Source organism: Enterococcus sp. DIV0174, assembly GCF_050529065.1.
In the GTDB taxonomy this organism is placed as follows: Bacteria; Bacillota; Bacilli; order Lactobacillales; family Enterococcaceae; genus Enterococcus_B; species Enterococcus_B thailandicus.
The window spans coordinates 1,776,597-1,792,756 of the sequence record NZ_CP172881.1; the positions used below are offsets into that span (position 1 = coordinate 1,776,597).

Annotated in this window: 18 protein-coding genes; 3 read left to right on the forward strand and 15 right to left on the reverse strand. The window is 36.0% G+C overall.

The genetic code is table 11. From position 1 onward, the window contains the following. Positions 1 to 86 precede the first annotated feature (86 nt). Positions 87 to 410 carry a DUF1827 family protein gene (locus tag IGJ93_RS08420; RefSeq protein WP_067480834.1) on the forward strand — a complete coding sequence of 108 codons (324 nt, stop codon included), beginning with the start codon at positions 87 to 89 and terminating at the stop codon, positions 408 to 410. A gap of 163 nt (positions 411 to 573) precedes the next feature. On the opposite strand, the gene IGJ93_RS08425 is transcribed toward IGJ93_RS08420, so the two are convergent. The 11 genes from IGJ93_RS08425 to IGJ93_RS08475 all read right to left on the reverse strand — a co-directional run bounded on the left by IGJ93_RS08425 (position 574) and on the right by IGJ93_RS08475 (position 9,859). Further along, positions 574 to 834: a hypothetical protein gene (locus IGJ93_RS08425; protein ID WP_067480831.1), complete on the reverse strand. Its 261-nt coding sequence runs from the start codon at positions 832 to 834 to the stop codon at positions 574 to 576. Positions 835 to 1,082: 248 nt separating this feature from the next. Further along, entirely contained in the window at positions 1,083 to 1,964 is an 882-nt protein-coding gene (locus IGJ93_RS08430) for an AraC family transcriptional regulator (RefSeq protein ID WP_071868240.1), read from the reverse strand. A 130-nt stretch (positions 1,965 to 2,094) separates the two neighbouring features. Then, positions 2,095 to 2,637 carry a ClbS/DfsB family four-helix bundle protein gene (locus IGJ93_RS08435; protein ID WP_071868239.1) on the reverse strand — a complete coding sequence of 181 codons (543 nt, stop codon included), beginning with the start codon at positions 2,635 to 2,637 and terminating at the stop codon, positions 2,095 to 2,097. 181 nt (positions 2,638 to 2,818) lie between these two features. Then, on the reverse strand, positions 2,819 to 3,196 hold the full coding sequence (locus IGJ93_RS08440; protein ID WP_067480822.1) for an HsmA family protein: 378 nt from the start codon (positions 3,194 to 3,196) through the stop codon (positions 2,819 to 2,821). 18 nt (positions 3,197 to 3,214) lie between these two features. Then, positions 3,215 to 3,634: a DUF2871 domain-containing protein gene (locus IGJ93_RS08445; protein WP_071868238.1), complete on the reverse strand. Its 420-nt coding sequence runs from the start codon at positions 3,632 to 3,634 to the stop codon at positions 3,215 to 3,217. A 9-nt stretch (positions 3,635 to 3,643) separates the two neighbouring features. Further along, on the reverse strand, positions 3,644 to 4,054 hold the full coding sequence (locus IGJ93_RS08450; RefSeq protein ID WP_067480816.1) for a hypothetical protein: 411 nt from the start codon (positions 4,052 to 4,054) through the stop codon (positions 3,644 to 3,646). Positions 4,055 to 4,098: 44 nt separating this feature from the next. Then, on the reverse strand, positions 4,099 to 4,653 hold the full coding sequence (locus tag IGJ93_RS08455; protein WP_067480814.1) for a TetR/AcrR family transcriptional regulator: 555 nt from the start codon (positions 4,651 to 4,653) through the stop codon (positions 4,099 to 4,101). Positions 4,654 to 4,916: 263 nt separating this feature from the next. Then, the gene (locus tag IGJ93_RS08460; RefSeq protein ID WP_071868237.1) at positions 4,917 to 5,291 is read right to left on the reverse strand and encodes a hypothetical protein; all 375 of its coding nucleotides are present in this window, start codon (positions 5,289 to 5,291) and stop codon (positions 4,917 to 4,919) included. Between the two features lie 205 nt (positions 5,292 to 5,496). Continuing rightward, entirely contained in the window at positions 5,497 to 7,074 is a 1,578-nt protein-coding gene (locus IGJ93_RS08465) for a peptide chain release factor 3 (protein WP_067480807.1), read from the reverse strand. 163 nt (positions 7,075 to 7,237) lie between these two features. Further along, positions 7,238 to 8,614 carry a hemolysin family protein gene (locus IGJ93_RS08470; protein WP_067480803.1) on the reverse strand — a complete coding sequence of 459 codons (1,377 nt, stop codon included), beginning with the start codon at positions 8,612 to 8,614 and terminating at the stop codon, positions 7,238 to 7,240. Positions 8,615 to 8,740: 126 nt separating this feature from the next. Continuing rightward, on the reverse strand, positions 8,741 to 9,859 hold the full coding sequence (locus tag IGJ93_RS08475; protein WP_067480800.1) for an AI-2E family transporter: 1,119 nt from the start codon (positions 9,857 to 9,859) through the stop codon (positions 8,741 to 8,743). A gap of 155 nt (positions 9,860 to 10,014) precedes the next feature. Here IGJ93_RS08475 and IGJ93_RS08480 point away from each other — a divergent pair, with 155 nt between their 5' ends. Next, entirely contained in the window at positions 10,015 to 10,458 is a 444-nt protein-coding gene (locus tag IGJ93_RS08480) for a GNAT family N-acetyltransferase (RefSeq protein WP_067480796.1), read from the forward strand. Positions 10,459 to 10,511: 53 nt separating this feature from the next. Here the strand turns inward: IGJ93_RS08480 and ntdP are convergent, their stop codons facing one another. The 3 genes from ntdP to recX all read right to left on the reverse strand — a co-directional run bounded on the left by ntdP (position 10,512) and on the right by recX (position 13,119). After that, positions 10,512 to 11,045, reverse strand: coding sequence for a nucleoside tri-diphosphate phosphatase (ntdP, locus tag IGJ93_RS08485; RefSeq protein ID WP_067480792.1), 534 nt, complete (start codon positions 11,043 to 11,045; stop codon positions 10,512 to 10,514). 93 nt (positions 11,046 to 11,138) lie between these two features. Further along, entirely contained in the window at positions 11,139 to 12,326 is a 1,188-nt protein-coding gene (gene mutY, locus IGJ93_RS08490) for an A/G-specific adenine glycosylase (RefSeq protein WP_218657872.1), read from the reverse strand. After that, positions 12,319 to 13,119, reverse strand: a complete 801-nt coding sequence (gene recX / locus IGJ93_RS08495; protein ID WP_067480787.1) for a recombination regulator RecX — start codon at positions 13,117 to 13,119, stop codon at positions 12,319 to 12,321. Before recX ends, mutY begins: the two co-directional genes overlap by 8 nt. A 107-nt stretch (positions 13,120 to 13,226) precedes the next feature. On the opposite strand from recX, the gene rlmD reads away from it, so the two are divergent. Beyond that, entirely contained in the window at positions 13,227 to 14,603 is a 1,377-nt protein-coding gene (gene rlmD, locus IGJ93_RS08500; protein ID WP_086270804.1) for a 23S rRNA (uracil(1939)-C(5))-methyltransferase RlmD, read from the forward strand. 94 nt (positions 14,604 to 14,697) lie between these two features. Here rlmD and IGJ93_RS08505 read toward each other — a convergent pair whose 3' ends face one another. Next, positions 14,698 to 15,945, reverse strand: a complete 1,248-nt coding sequence (locus IGJ93_RS08505; protein WP_067480781.1) for an LCP family protein — start codon at positions 15,943 to 15,945, stop codon at positions 14,698 to 14,700. Between the last annotated feature and the right edge of the window lie 215 nt (positions 15,946 to 16,160).

Here is a 16,160-nt window from a genome sequence, read left to right on the forward strand (position 1 = left end):
CTGTTCATTTTATGAGAAAAAAATTATAATTAGGTAAATAATTCTGTTACTTATGTACTTATGCGTAAAGAAGAGAGGTGAGCGCCATGAAATTAGTAAACGTGACGAATAGCCATTCACGCCTTGTATTAAATCAATTAGAAAATACTGACGCACATATGGTCAAAGTTTATAGCATGGGAAATACCACAGTTGTCTATACTGAAGCACCTGAACACAATGAGATTTTGCTAGTGAATCATAAGCGAAATATCCGCCAAAATGAAATTCAAGAAGTGCAAAAATACTTCTTGAAGAAACTCCATGACGCAGACTATCGTAAAGAAGATATCACAGTTATTGAACTTGAAGGTATGGTTGAAATTTCTATTCCAAAACAACCACTAGGACAAGAATTAGCATATAATTAAAAATAAGCCTAATCAACAAGAATTGTTCATCAATTCTTGTTGGTCAGGCTTATTTTATTTTTGTCTTTCTTAATATTGAGATAATCATGTTTTTTCTATACTACACTGCATACAGCTACACGTACCTGTACATATATATACAGTAGCTAGTAAACTATTTTAGTTAGTTGTTCTCATTGCTTCTTGCGACACTTAGTTCGTTGCTTAATTTTTTTATTTCTCTGATTCTTTGTTCTTTTTGGGTCTTCATGACATTTTTATTGTTAACTTCTGGTTTTCGAGTCACTCCGCTAACTATTTTTTTGATTTCACTACTGATTGCTTGATTTTGATCCCAGTCTTCAATATCCAATAGTCGGCACAGTCTTAGCATCTCCGCTTTTTTTCTCAATTTTCGTTCTCGTTTTTGCCATTCTGTCTCCATCGTTTCCCACCTCACTTTCCTTTTTTAAGTTTATATACGCAAAAAAGAATATTTTTTTTATTTAAAAATTTATTTTTCGCAAGTAACGTAAAAATACTCGTAGCGGGAAAACTTAAGAAACTTTTGTATGTACTTTTTCATCCGTTTAGCACCAATCACAAAAAAGCTGGGAGTTAAATTCCTCCCAGCCTCGTAGAACAAAACACAATTATCTCGTCCTTGTAATCTATCGACTTTCTAAAATCAGTTTAACCTTCATCAGTTATTCCTTCTTTTTTAGTAACAGCTAACCAGATTTCACTAGCCAAATTTTCTTGATCTTTTGTCCAACTAGTAAAAGAAATTTCCGGTGCCTCTACTAATTGGTATTCTGATGAAGGTAACCATTCAGAGAAAATCAGTGCCATTGTTTCTTGTAACACTTCAGGAAACTTTCCACGGTTAGGAAAAATAGCCCATGTATGTTCTGGAACAGTTATCTGTTCCAAATCACTAAAAATATTTTCTTTACTAGTTAAAAAACCAATCATATGGGTTAAGCTTCCTGTTTCTGCTAATCTTCCCTCATCAAAATGATAAGAAGCATTTACTACTTGGTGAGGATATAAGTCACCTAATTGATGCATTTCTTCCCGCTGTTTTTCGGTAATGGATTGTGCCAGTTCAACAATTCTTTGATTTTCTCCCTCAAATTGGATTGGTACACGCTTCGACACACCTACTAGTCGAAATGGCGCTTTTTTTTCAATTTTGAATTCCATTGAAATTCCTCCTCTTACTTCAATATAAAATGAAAGTTTAGGAAAAGATTTTTGAATTCCTATTTTTCTAATCTCTGAAGGTAGGTATCCACTCCACTCTCGAAAAGCTCTTGAAAAACCTTCAACTGTCTGATATCCATAGCTAAATGCGACTTCGGTAACTTTTTTTCCTGAAATCAAGTCTTGATTTGCTAATGCCAGTCTTCGATTTTTAACATATTCCGTTAAAGTCATACCAGCAACAAATGAAAAAGTTCGCTTTAGATGATAGTCAGAAATGCCCATTTGTTGAGCAATTTCAGTCAATGAAAGTTCACCTGTTAAGTTTTCTTCGATATAATCGATTAGTTTGTTTAAGTTTTGAATCATCTTTTCCTCCTAACTTCATTAACAGGTTATCCTTTTGTCAGTGACTATACTTGATTTTAGCTAGACATCTTTAGTCGATTTTTCATAACATGAATGGAGTAAAACAGTTTAGTTTCTTTGTATAGCAAGTTTATTTTTTGCTTTTGATTTGTTGCTTGATTTTTTTTATTACCCACTCATAGTGACTGGAAGTCGAAGATACACAATAACTGCCTAACGTCGAATGCCCCGTCCAGCTTAGTTGATTTTTTTCAAATAGTTCTTCATTTGTAAAAGAATTGATTACAGTCATTACTTCGTGATGGCTCTGCTCCAACAATTTTTTTGCTTGCTCCAGAGAAGTAGTTTGGTGCTTTTCAACAAATACTTCATTCATTTCTCCATATGTTCGCCAGTTATAAGGTGACGGCAGAAATGAAATTTCTTGACCAGCTTGATTTTCTTTCACCCAAGTTAAAAGTAATTGATGCCATTCATATAAATGAATGAAAACATCTCGGACATTTTTATCTCGACGCCAGTGTTTTTCTTTTTTCTTGGTCAAAAACGCCTCATCAAAGGTAAATGGTGCCTTCTGTTCCTCATCAGTCAACGTATTTACCAACTCCATCAACGCAACAAATTGTTCCTCTGCAAGGAACATCAGATCAGTCTTCGTCTTCGGTCTTGCCATTGTCACTCACTCCCTGAAATTTATTCTTGATAAAATCATAACAAAAAACGGTTCTATTTGTCGCCTGCTAACTTAAAATGTGGACTATACTCTCAGAATGAGATGAAAAAGAGGATGAGATTTTGTTTTATCTCACCCTCTAAAACTGTTTTTTATTTTTAAACTTTTTAGACAAAAATTCCTACTGATTCATGCCAATGAAAATCCCTAGAACGAAAGGAACTAGCCATGCAATCCAGACAAATAAACTAAATTGATGAAATGTCTGTTTGGCTTTGTCGTCTTTTTTAATCAAAATAATTGTTGCCCAAATTGCATGAAAAGCCATTAATAGTAACGCAACTAATCCCGTTACGCTGTGCAAATTAAATGTAAAACCACGACCAGAAATTTTACTCATGATCGTTGTTCCAGCAGTATCAAAGACAAAACCACACCAGAAAACCAATGCATGCCAGTTCAACAATAAACCTTTTTTTCTTTCGGCAAATACTCCAATTGTATAAAACGTTAAAGCTAAAACCATGCAACTAATTGCTGCAATCAATAAAGTTGACATCTACACTTCTCCTTCTTCCTACATTTCATTAAGCATTTCTTTTTTTATTGCTAATAACACCATCAACAATGCCACTGTGACTCCAATATGCGATAAACCCGCAATCCCAGAAATCATGGCATCCACACCAGTAGAAATCGTTTGTTGTTGGATTTGGATTAGCCCTCTAACAACCATCATTACAATCATCAAAGGAAAAGATAAGTTATACAGTATATAAAACTTTTTATATCGTTTATTTTCTTCTAAGCGTGTCACCTTAAAAAGAACTGCTATCAATAAAAAGAGTCCTGTTCCTAAAGCAAATAAATGAGTATGGACAACTGCCAAAACCGTCTGACCCGTAAAATCATTTAACTTGGTGGCTTCTCGATAAAAAACGCCACTAATCATTGCCAGAACAAAATAAACAATAGCTGTATTCATCACTTTTTTCATATTTTCCGCTCACTTTCTATTTGAATTAAAGTAGTTATACCCAAAAACGATGCCTGCTAAAAACAATGCAGACCCTAGACCACTGTAAAAAATGGCGATAAATTGTTCAGGTAATAGTTGAAACTTTCGAATACTAAAACCTCCAAGAATCATGATTGCCATGATACTAAATGATTTGCCATCAAAAAACTTTAAAAAGAACTGTTTTTCTTCGTTAAGTTCACTGATTCTTTGTGTATGTTTTTTTGTCAAAGGTCCAAATACCATGAACCAAAAGAGTAAAAAAATGAAAATGGATAGAAATATGTTCAATATTCCAACATAATTTTGATATGCATCTATTCCAATCTTTATGACATTAAAACCTGCAAACAGCCAAACCAAACTTGCAATTAATAATAACTGGATTTTTTTTACCATAAGCACTCCTTGTGAACGATGTTCATTTTGCTTTAAAATTTTTACTAATAGATTGAGTTACGGACGAGTTGCAATAAATTTTCATGTTTTTTTTCGCTAATTATTGTGTACAAGAATAGCTCAAATATATAATCGACATATTCTTCCATTGATAATTGTTGATTAAACACACTTTCTCGAACTTGTGAATCTTTTTGTAACGCCTTGAGCATTCCTTGCTTGATGTGGTTCCAATAAGTTTCCATCAATTCTGAACCCATTGCTTGATCTTCCGCAGGCATAACTAACGCATGCGCCGTAAAAAAATTAGGATATAGTTCTTTTCCTTTTTCAATGCTTCTTAGCAAAGCTGCTAAGCAGTCAAGAAAGTTGCTAAAGTCGAAAGATGTTTCAGACAAATGAAAGATTTCTGCCCAAATACTTCCAATTGTTGCAGATAGCAAATGACTTTTTGAAGGAAAATAATTATAAACAGCCCCAACAGAGATACCGCTTTTTTTGGCTAAAGAACGGATATTAACCGCCTGAATCCCTTGCTCTTTCACAATTTCTTTACAATAGCTAATCAGTTCTTCTTTTGAGCTAACAGCATTATTCATCACTCATCCTCCTCTAACATGAACAATGTTCATATTGATGATACTAAAATTTCATTTAGTCGTCAACAAAAAAAGTTGAAGCATGAGATATACTTTTTTTTTACCTGTTCAGTTTTCTTACCATTTTTAGAAAAATATTCCTTTTGACTTTTTCAATTACAAAAAAAAGCCCATCAAAAATAGGCTCTTCTGTGCTATTGTTTTATCTTTTAGCTAGTTATTTCTTTCTATTAATTCATCAAGTGTTTTCTCAAGCATTTGTATTAACGATACCCTCGCCTTTTGATTTCCACCGCACCGATTGTTACAATTGTTGCAACCAACAGAGTGACTCCACCAACAACAATAAAGGAAGTGTAGTCAACATAACTATGATCAAGAAACATTTCAACGCTAGCAATAGTAAAAAAAATCAAATAAACCAAGATGAATAGCAACCATTTAGGCAAAGACAGTTTTGAAAGAAGCAACATTGCCCCATAGAGAAATAGAAACGTATAGGTTGTTTGCATGTTACTAAATAGGAAGCGATGATTGAAGAGATTTAAAAAGCTTTCGCCTATTGCAACTAAACTAACCACTGCAATCATCCTATAAAATGGTGATTTCTTAAGAATTTGATCTATTTTTCGAAACATGTCTGGGCCCTCCTCACATCATTTTTTCTTCTATGTAATCAATCAAAATCCATTTCTTTTATACTTAATCCTGTACTTTATTATAGCATAGGAATGTTTCGATCATTCCAAACAAAAAAAGCCCTTTTCCATCAAATTTTGACAAAAAAGAGCTTTTGTAAGTGTACGATTTTTATTTTTTACAGCTGATTCACGAGCAATCTTTTTAGAGCAAACTTTTCAATTCAACATCCGGATACTTGTCGCTAAACCAGCGCATGGCGAATTGATTTTCAAACAAGAAGAGTGGTTGATCGAAACGGTCACGAGCTAAGATATTTCGACTTGAACTCATCTTTTCGTCTAGGTCTTCTGGATTGATCCAACGCGCGATTTTATTCCCCATTGGCGTCATAATGACTTCTGAATTGTATTCATTCATCATTCGGTATTGGAAAACTTCAAATTGGAGTTGTCCTACAGCACCAATAATGTATTCTTCAGTCAAATAAGTTTTATACAACTGAATTGCACCTTCTTGAACCAATTGTTGGATTCCTTTATGGAAAGATTTTTGTTTCATCACATTTTTTGCTGTGACTTTCATAAACAATTCTGGTGTAAATGAAGGCAATTCTTCATAAGCAACTTTTAATTTTCCTTCATATAAAGTATCACCAATTTGGTAATTTCCGGTATCATAGACCCCAATAATATCACCTGCAACTGCATTTTCGACATTTTCACGAGCATCTGCCATAAATTGAGTCACATTACTTAATTTCAATTTTTTGCTTGTACGTTCCAAAGAAACGTCCATTCCGCGCTCAAATGTTCCTGAACAGATTCGCACAAAGGCAATTCTGTCACGATGTGCAGGATTCATATTTGCTTGAATTTTAAAGACAAAGCCTGAAAATTCTTCTTCGTAAGGACTAATGACTTGCTCATCCCGAGTTTTATGTCCATGTGGTGATGGCGCTAAGTCTACAAAAGTTTCCAAGAAAGTTTGCACCCCAAAATTCGTTAGCGCTGAACCAAAGAAGACAGGTGTTTGCTCACCTCGTGCAATTTTTTCCGCATTAAAAGCATCGCCGGCTTCTTTGACTAACTCAACCTCTTCCAATACTTGTGAGTAAATTGAATTTTGAGTTAATGGATGATTGTCAGGCAACAAGCCATCTTCATCTAGTTCAACTAAACGTTCATCGTTATAGTTTTCAGGACGGTAAAATTCCACACGATTATGGTAAATATCATATAAGCCTTCCAACCCTTTTCCCATACCAATTGGCCAGTTCATTGGGTAAGACTCGATATCCAATAATTCTTCGAGTTCTTCAAGTAATTCAAGTGGTTCGCGACCATCACGATCTAGTTTATTGATGAAAGTAAAAATCGGGATACCGCGTTTTTTGACAACTTTAAATAATTTTTTCGTTTGTGCTTCGATCCCCTTCGCGCTATCAATCACCATCACTGCACTGTCGACAGCCATCAATGTTCGATAAGTATCTTCAGAGAAGTCTTCGTGTCCAGGTGTGTCCAAAATATTGACGCGTTTTCCTTTGTAATCCAATTGCATCACTGAACTGGTAACTGAGATTCCACGTTGTTTTTCGATTTCCATCCAGTCAGATTTAGCAAAATTCCCTGTTTTTTTTCCTTTAACCGTACCGGCTTGGCGAATTGCACCACCAAACAAAAGTAATTGTTCAGTAATCGTTGTTTTCCCCGCATCCGGATGGGAAATAATCGCAAATGTGCGGCGATTATCAACTTGTTGTTTTAATTCCTTGTTCATAGATTAACTCCGTTTCTTCATCATTTATTTACTGTTTCCGCGAATACCTAATAGTCTCGTCTTACAACTAGATTAGTATATCATGTATTTCTTGAATGAAACAGTCAGTGAGTGGATAAATTCAAAAAAGAAGCTATGATTTTCATCACAGCTTCTCTTCGTTTTATCTTCTAAGTTCGTCGTCTTCGAACTCTTTTCTAAAATAACGACGTTCCTCTTCTGGCTCGACTTCGACTTCTTCTGGATCATGGAATTGGACACGAATTTTTAAAATTCTTGATCCTTCCATTTCTTCTGAAATCAATGTCACGTTATCAACATCAAACGAAAGCTTTTCGCCTTCATCAGGAATCAATCCTAATGCTGTAATCAAGTAACCAGCCATCGTATCGACATCGCTCATATGAAGATCTGTGTCAAACGCTTCATTGAATTCGTCGATCAGCATCCGTCCTTGAATGATATATTCATGTTCTGCTACTTTTTCATAAAGGCTTTCAACTTCATCAGATTCATCGTCGATTTCACCAACGATTTCTTCTAGCAAATCTTCTAAAGTTGCTAAACCTACTACACCACCATACTCGTCAAGCAAAATGGCCATTTGATTTTGTGTTTTCTTCAATTCATACAACAAATCATCAATAAAAATTGTTTCAGGAACAAACAATGGTTCTTGCATGATTTTACGAATTTCTAAGTTAGCAAAGCCAAATTTGTGAGCAGCTTTTAATAAGTTTTTCGTATGAAGAATCCCGATTACTTTATCCTTATCTTCGTTATAGACAGGTATTCGAGAATAGTTTTCGGATAAAACTTCATTGATATTATCTTCAACGGAATCATTGATGTCGATCATAAAAGCATCCGTTCGAGGTACCATCACTTCTCGCGCAACTTTCGTATCTAAAGAAAAAACACCTTGCAACATTTCTAGTTCTTCATTATCCAAGACACCTTCTGTTTCCAACATGTAACGCATTTCGTCTCGAGTCATCTTTGAGTCCTCATCGTCAAATGTCATCGGAGTGATTCGGGCTAACAAACTAGTTGAGGCAGACAACAACCACACGAAAGGTTTTGCTACCACACCAATTGCTCGGATAAAACCAGAAGTTAATTGTGCAACTTCTTCAGATTTATTCAAAGCGATTCGTTTTGGATAAAGCTCACCAAAAACAATCGATACATAAGTTAAAATCGCTAAAACAATCACACTAGCAAGATTTTTTGCTGCCGCACTACCACCTAGCACTGGAGCAAGTTTCTCAGACAACGTATTGGCCAAAGAAGCACCAGATAAAATGTTGACCAACGTAATCCCAACTTGAATCGTAGATAAAAAGTTGGTAGGGTCTTGCAATATTTTCAAAAGTTTTTGTGATTTTGTATCTCCTTCTTCAGCTTTTTGTTCAACCCGGTTTTTATTGATAGACACAACCGCAATCTCTGAAGCAGCTAAAAAAGCATTGATCAATGTCAAAACGATCAATAATAAAATCTGCGCTAACAGCGACTGACTCTCAGGGTCAGCATTCATAATCGCATTCTCTCCTTGTTAAGTTAAATTTTTTTAGTTTACGATAGAAAAAAACGTGGCTAGGTAGCCACGTTAAAATGGTATCACAAAGCGATTTTCTTTGCAATAAAAATAGCGGTGCACGTCTTATGGTGTCGTCGCGATTTTCTTCGTACTTTCGTTTCGCTGATCTTCCTTAACGATTTTGATAACATAAGAAACAATTGTTTTACAAATCGCATAAAAAGGTACACCTAAGAAGATTCCTAATAGTCCAGCAATATTTCCAGCAACTAATAAGACGATAATAATTGTTAATGGATGGATTTTCAATGATTTCCCAATAACATTTGGATAAATGATATTTCCATCTAGTTGTTGAACGACTAATACAACGACACAGCAAAGCAATGCTTTAAATGGCTCATTGAAAACCGTCACTAAAAAGGCTGGAGCTAACCCTAAATAAGGACCTAAGTAGGGAATCAAATTGGTCAATCCTGCAATCACGCCGAATAAAAAGGCATAATCAACCCCTAGAAGAAAATATCCTAGGAAGGTAAATGTACCGACAAATAAACATTCGATTGCTTGCCCACTAATATAGTTAGCTAATGTTTGATTCAGTTGGCCAAGTAATTCGACAATTTGACTTCTTCTTTTTTCTGGGAAAAAGCGCTCAATATTCGGTACTAACTTTTCACCATCTTTTAGCATATAGAACAAAATAAATGGTGCCGTCACAATCACGATTGTCGCAGAAGCAATCGTTCCAACAATCGAACCTAAGCTAGAAGAGATTCCGCTTAAAAATTGTTGAATGATTCGCCCATAAGAAATATCTAGCTGGTCTAAATATTTGCTGATATTCACTTCTTTAAAAATCGGCAATTCTGCCATTTCTCTTAACCAGCGTTCGACCTGTTTTATGAAGTCAGGCATGTTTGAAGCCAATGAAGAAATTTGTTGTACCAGATTTGGGATTACGCTTAGTAAAATCCAAATAATTGCCGTTAATAACATCAGCAATACAAGAACCACTGCCCAAGTTCGTTTGATTTTTGTTCGCATCAGCAACTTAACAATCGGATTCAAAATATAATACAAGAATCCAGCAATTAAAACTGGTGCAAATAAGGTTGAAAAAAATGTCCCAATGGGTTCAAATATAAAATTGATTTTTGAAGAAACCAAAATCAATGTGGCTAAGATCAATAATTCAAAAGACCAAAACATTAATTTGGAATTTCTCAGTTTTTCAAACAATCGATTTCCTCCTTTTCTCTTTTTTATAGTATAGCGCATCTAGTTTAAAAATTCTTCTCTAACTTCTCTTTTTTTATCTAACGACTAGGATTGCCACGGCTTTTCATTTCACAAACTTTCCAGTATACTAAAAAATAATGAGAGGTGATTGTAGAATGAAAATCGTACAAACAAGAGATACGTTAAGTGGGATTTATTTAGATGCTATTCGCATTCGACATCAAGTATTTGTCGTTGAGCAAGGCGTTCCATTAGAACGAGAAATTGATAAAGATGAAGCTAGATGTATTCATTTTGTCCTTTATTCAGAAAAAAAAGAACCCTGCGGAACTGTTCGTTTACTACCATTAGATAATGGCAAAATGAAATTGCAGCGAATGGCAATTCTTCAAAATTTCCGTCAACAAGGTTTAGGAAATCATTTAGTGAAAGAAGCGGAAGAATTCACCAAAAATCAAGGCTACAATACCATTCTTTTAGGTGCTCAAGAAACTGCTGTGAATTTTTATTCCAAACTAGGTTATGAAATTTATGGCGAACCATTTGAAGATGCGGGAATGCCTCATCTACATATGCGAAAAAAAATGTCACAACCATAAAAAAGAACAGCGAGCTTAAGAAAAATTTCTTAAGCTCGCTGTTCTTTTTTGTTTTACTTTCGCGACAATTGCTTATAACGATCATACCAAACATCAATATAGCCTTCAGAAAAAGGTCCTTGTTCATTATTGATCCAGTCAACTAAAATCTTCACATTCTCTTTTAAAATGAAGTCGATGTCATTAGGATAATGCATGATTTTACTATGCATTTCATATTCATCAACATCCAACAATCGTTTCTCTCCATCAGGAAACACCTTGATATCTAAATCATAGTCGATATACTTCAAGGCTTCATCGTCTAATAAAAAAGGTGAAGCTAGATTACAATAATAGGAAACCCCCTTTTCACGAATCATTGCTATTACATTAAACCAGTATTTTTTGTGGAAATACACAATCGCTGGTTCTCGCGTTACCCAGCGGCGACCGTCAGACTCGGTAACTAAAGTGTGATCGTTCACGCCAATCATTGAGTGTTCGCTTGTTTTTAATACCATGGTATCACGCCACGTTCGATGCAATTTGCCGTCGTGTTTGTAACTTTGGATCGTGACAAACTCTCCTTCTTTTGGAACTCCCATAGCAACCCTTCCTTAAGCAGCATCTTGTGCTTTGTGTTTGGGTGTTCATTACACCGACATCGTAATTATTATATCAATAAACTTTCTCTTTGCCTAGGAAGGATTACTATTGTTTCTATTTTTCTCAAGTTGTTCCACCAATTTCATTTGAACTTTCGGAAAAACAAATTGAGCAAACTTTGCTTCATCAGTCCACAAAGCAGCTTCTGTTTCCGGTAACAGCTGATTAGTCCTGCTTGTTGCTCGCCCGTAAAACAAAAGAACATGCCATTTTAAATGACTGAACACATGGACTACCTCGCCCAAATGACGCTTTTGCCAAACGACTGTCTCTTGGTGTGCAAAGGGTAAATCTATCTGTTTTTCTGCGACCAGTAACTCATCAAACAAATTCGGTTGATTGTCAACAACTGATGCCCATTCTTGCTGAAGTTCCTGATACCGTTCAAGTGTGACTTCAACTAACGGAAACGTCCACATGTCTGCCAATAACTTTTGACTGGTTCGTTTTTCCAAATAAAAGCTTCCTGCTTGATCTTGAATTGCTGCTGCCACATAATAAACATCTTTTGGCTTTGCTTTTTTTGTTTTAACAGGAAAGTTGGCTTGTATTCCCCGTTTATTTGCTAAACAAAAAGATTGAATGGGACAAATCTCACATTTGGGTGACGTCGGTGTACAAATAGCCGAACCTAAATCCATGAATGCCTGATTGAATTCTCCCGGATGTTCTTCGTCAATAATGCTTCGAACTGCTTCATCAAAAACTTTCCTACTAGACGCTTTCGCAATGTCTTCTTCAATGCAAAACAAACGACTCACAACTCGCATCACATTTCCATCAATTGCGGGTTCAGGCAAATCAAAGGCAATGCTAGCAATCGCTCCCGTCGTATAAGGACCGATTCCTTTCAACGAACTAATTTCAGCAACTGTTTGGGGCATTTCCCCACCAAATTCACTCATGATTTGTTTCGCTGCTGCTTGAATATTTCGAGCGCGGGAGTAATAACCTAACCCTTCCCAAGCCTTCAATAATTTTTCTTCTGGTGCATTGGCTAACTCCTCAATCGTTGGAAACCACTCCATAAACCGATAAAAATAGTCGATAACTGTATCGACGCGCGTTTGTTGTAACATAATTTCTGAGATCCAGATGCGGTATGGGTCGTGATTATAGCGCCAAGGTAAATTCCTTTTTTCTCTTTCATACCACTCAACAAATTCTTCCTGAAATTCTTTTGTCTGCTCTGTTGACCAGTTTTGCCATTCTTTATTCACTGATTTCTGCTTCCTTTTCTGAAATAAATCGTTGAATCAAATCCAGATTGAATCCTTTTTGATACAGACTTTGTTTGACTTTCATTCTGCGTTTTGTTAAATCAAAACGTGCATTCTTTCGCCATAATTTTTCGCCTTGGCTTACCAACAACTCATACTCAGCTTCCTCATCAACTTCTTGTGGTAATTGGGCAATCGCCTGCTGGATGACTTCCGAGTTAAAGCCTTTAGTCATTAAATTTTGTTGGATTTTTCGTAAAAGTTCTTTCTGACTTTTTCCATGATTTTTTTTATATGCTTTTTGTGCCGCGATACTGGCAACCTCCACTTGGTCTTCAAAAAGATATTGGCTCAATGCTTGCTCGATGATTTCTGGTTTTAGCCCTTTTTGCTGTAATTGCTGGCTCAACTTTCTGGGACCTTTGTCACTCAATCGCATCTGAGTTCGGACGTAGCTTTCTCCGTAAACAAGATCATTAATCAAATCTAATTCTTTCAATCGTGCAACGATTTTATTTCGATCTTCTTGAACAATTTCTTTTTCTTTTAAATAGGTACGAATTTCTTTTTCTGAACGTAATTGATAACTCAAATAATTCAATGCTTGTTGAAAACCAAAGTCTTCTCCACTGCTTTTTTTGATTTCTTTGATTAATTCTTCATCTAACTCTCGTCCCTTTAATAAACGATAACGAATTAAAACATCTTCTGACACGCGCAGTGGCTCGCCAACAGATAAATCGACTTGGTAAAAAGGGCCTTTGCCTTTACTGATCCTCGTCACTGTTATCATGAAACTCCTCCTCGAACATATATTCTCTATCATATCATAGAAACTCCCCGCCGACAGCGATTTTGTGATAGAATAGACCCACATCAAACGAAAAAAAGGAGATACCTATGGCAGAAACAATTGTCAAAACCGGACAAACAGTTCCTTTAAAAATTAAACGACTTGGTATCAATGGTGAAGGCATTGGCTACTTCAAACGATTGATTATTTTTGTTCCCTATGCTTTACCAAAGGAAGAAGTACTGGTAAAAATCACCAAAGCGACACCTCGCTACGCTGAAGCAGAACTTGTGAAAGTGAAAAAGCCGAGTAGTCAACGTGTTGTCGCTCCCTGTCCTGTTTATTACGAGTGTGGTGGTTGTCAATTACAACATTTAGCCTACCATGCACAACTCGATTTCAAAAAAGATTTGCTTTTACAAGCACTTGAAAAATTCAAACCAGCTGGCTTTCGTCATTTTTCTTTATTACCAACGATTGGCATGGAAGACCCTTGGCGTTATCGTAACAAAGCCCAATTTCAGCTAAGAAAAAACAAAAAAACAAACCAAATCGAGGCTGGTTTGTATCAAGCGAATTCACATAACTTAGTTCCGCTGACTGATTGCTTAGTCCAAGAACCTCGAACACAAAAAGTGATGAATACGGTCGTTCGCTTGTTAAATAAATATGATCTACCCATTTATGACGAACGAACAAATAGCGGTATCTTTCGAACAATCATGGTTCGTGTGGGAATCCAAACGGGGGAACTACAAGTCGTCTTCATTACTCGTAGCCAAAAGTTCCCACAAAAAAATGCACTGATTCGTGAAATCAACGAGCGATTACCCGAAGTAGTTTCCATTATGCAAAATGTTCAACCGCAAAAAACTTCTTTAGTAATGGGTGACGAAACAATTCATCTTTGGGGAAAAGAAGCAATCGAAGAACGAATCAATGAAGTCACTTTTGATCTATCGCCACGCGCCTTTTTCCAACTGAATCCAGAACAAACAAAAGTTCTTTATCAAGAAGGAATCAAAGCACTGGCAATCGAAAAAGATGACACAGTTGTGGATGCGTATTGTGGTGTTGGAACAATCGGGTTAACTGTTGCAAAATATGCCAAAGAAGTTCGCGGAATGGACATTGTTCCTCAAGCAATTGATGATGCAAAAAAAAATGCCACTCGTTTAGGCTACGACAACACTCGCTATGAAGTCGGAACGGCAGAAGAACTTTTACCTAAGTGGCTCGAAGAAGGGTTCCAACCAGATGGAATTATCGTTGATCCACCTCGAACTGGTTTGGATGCGAAATTAGTTCAAGCTTTGTTGAAACATCCAGCCAAAAAATTGGTTTATATCTCTTGTAATGTTTCAACCTTGGCGCGCGACTTAGTTGAATTAACAAACTGTTATCAAGTCGACTACTTGCAATCTGTCGACATGTTTCCACAAACTGCTCGCTGTGAAGTCGTTGTAAAGCTAACAAAAAAATAAACGGATAAAAAGAAGTTTTCATTTCCGATCGATCAACCAAAATCGCCCTATTAAAAGTTACTCAACGACTTTTAATAGGGCGATTCATTTTTAGTTAATAATTTCCATTGTAATTATATTGATTCGTATCTTCTGGTGTATATTGCTCATATGTTTCTTGATTGTTGTTTTGATCGTAGTTATTTTCAGTACCATACCCATTGTCTTGATTGTTATAGTCTTGGTTATAATTACCGTTACCATCTGAGTAGGTTGATGAATAATCGTCTGAATAACTGTTGGAATAGTCATTTGAATAATTATTTGAGTAGCCATTTCCATCGGTGACAGTGCTACCCGAAGTTAGACCCGTACCATCTTCTGAATCATCATAAAACATTTGATACGCATTGTCATTTTCTAAATTAGGCAAAGTACTACTTGTTTTCAAGTCTAATTGTTTTTTCAATTTGTTTTGAACTTTCAATAACTCATTTTGACCAAGAATTTGGTAATAAATTTCGTTAATTGTCGTGCTTTCTCCTTGCAGTTGTCCTTGATCGATTTTGCTGAATGCTGCAGTGTAATTCGTTGCAACATCTAACATGTCGTCCCACTCCAAGTCTGTCTTCACGTTGTTTTCAACTGCTTTTAAAATCTTTTGATAATTGCTCACACCATCTAGACTTAGTACTTTGTTGACGATTTTTGTTACAACTTCACGTTGACGACGTTGACGACCAATGTCCCCTTCTGGATCTTCGTGGCGCATTCTGGCATAAGCTAATCCTGTTTCACCATCCAGCTTTTGTTTGCCAACTGGCACGTGAACACCATCTAGGGTAAAGTCGATTTTATTATTGACTTCAATCCCACCAACTGCATCAATCAAATCTTTCATTCCATCCAAATTGATCGTCACATAGTGATCAAGTGGTATGTCCAACAACTGTTCAATCGAATCCATTGCCATTTCAACTCCGCCAAATGCGTAGGCATGATTTAATTTGTCCACTGTTCCATAGCCAACGATGTTCGTATAAATATCACGATCCAAGCTGACAATTGTTGAAGTTTTCTTTTCTGGATTAACTGTCACAACCATCATGGTGTCTGAACGTCCTTGTTCTGTTCGTCCCAATCCACCAGTGTCTAGTCCGAGTAATAAAACGGAAAATGGTTCTCGATCGTCAATACTAACTTTGTCCGATCGTTTAGTTGAAACTCGATTTAAATTCTTTGAAATTTTGTTGACTGTTTGATTTGCTTCACCCATAAATTTGATTCCATATGCCGAAAGTCCGACAATCAAAAGAACAAAAACTCCGAGAAAAGCTAAAACTACTTTTTGCCACCGCTTCATAGTACACCTCTGTTTCACATTTTCTAAAATATTTTCTCATACAACAATTTATTCAGCAATTCCCCACTTTAATCATAATAAAACTTTAAAAAACAGGAACAAAATGCGAGGAAATTATGTAAATTTTCAAAATTCTTCATTATCATACCATAGCACTTCTTTTGAGAAAAGTCAGAATTGTGCATAAATGAGCGATAAATTGACAGAAAATGAAA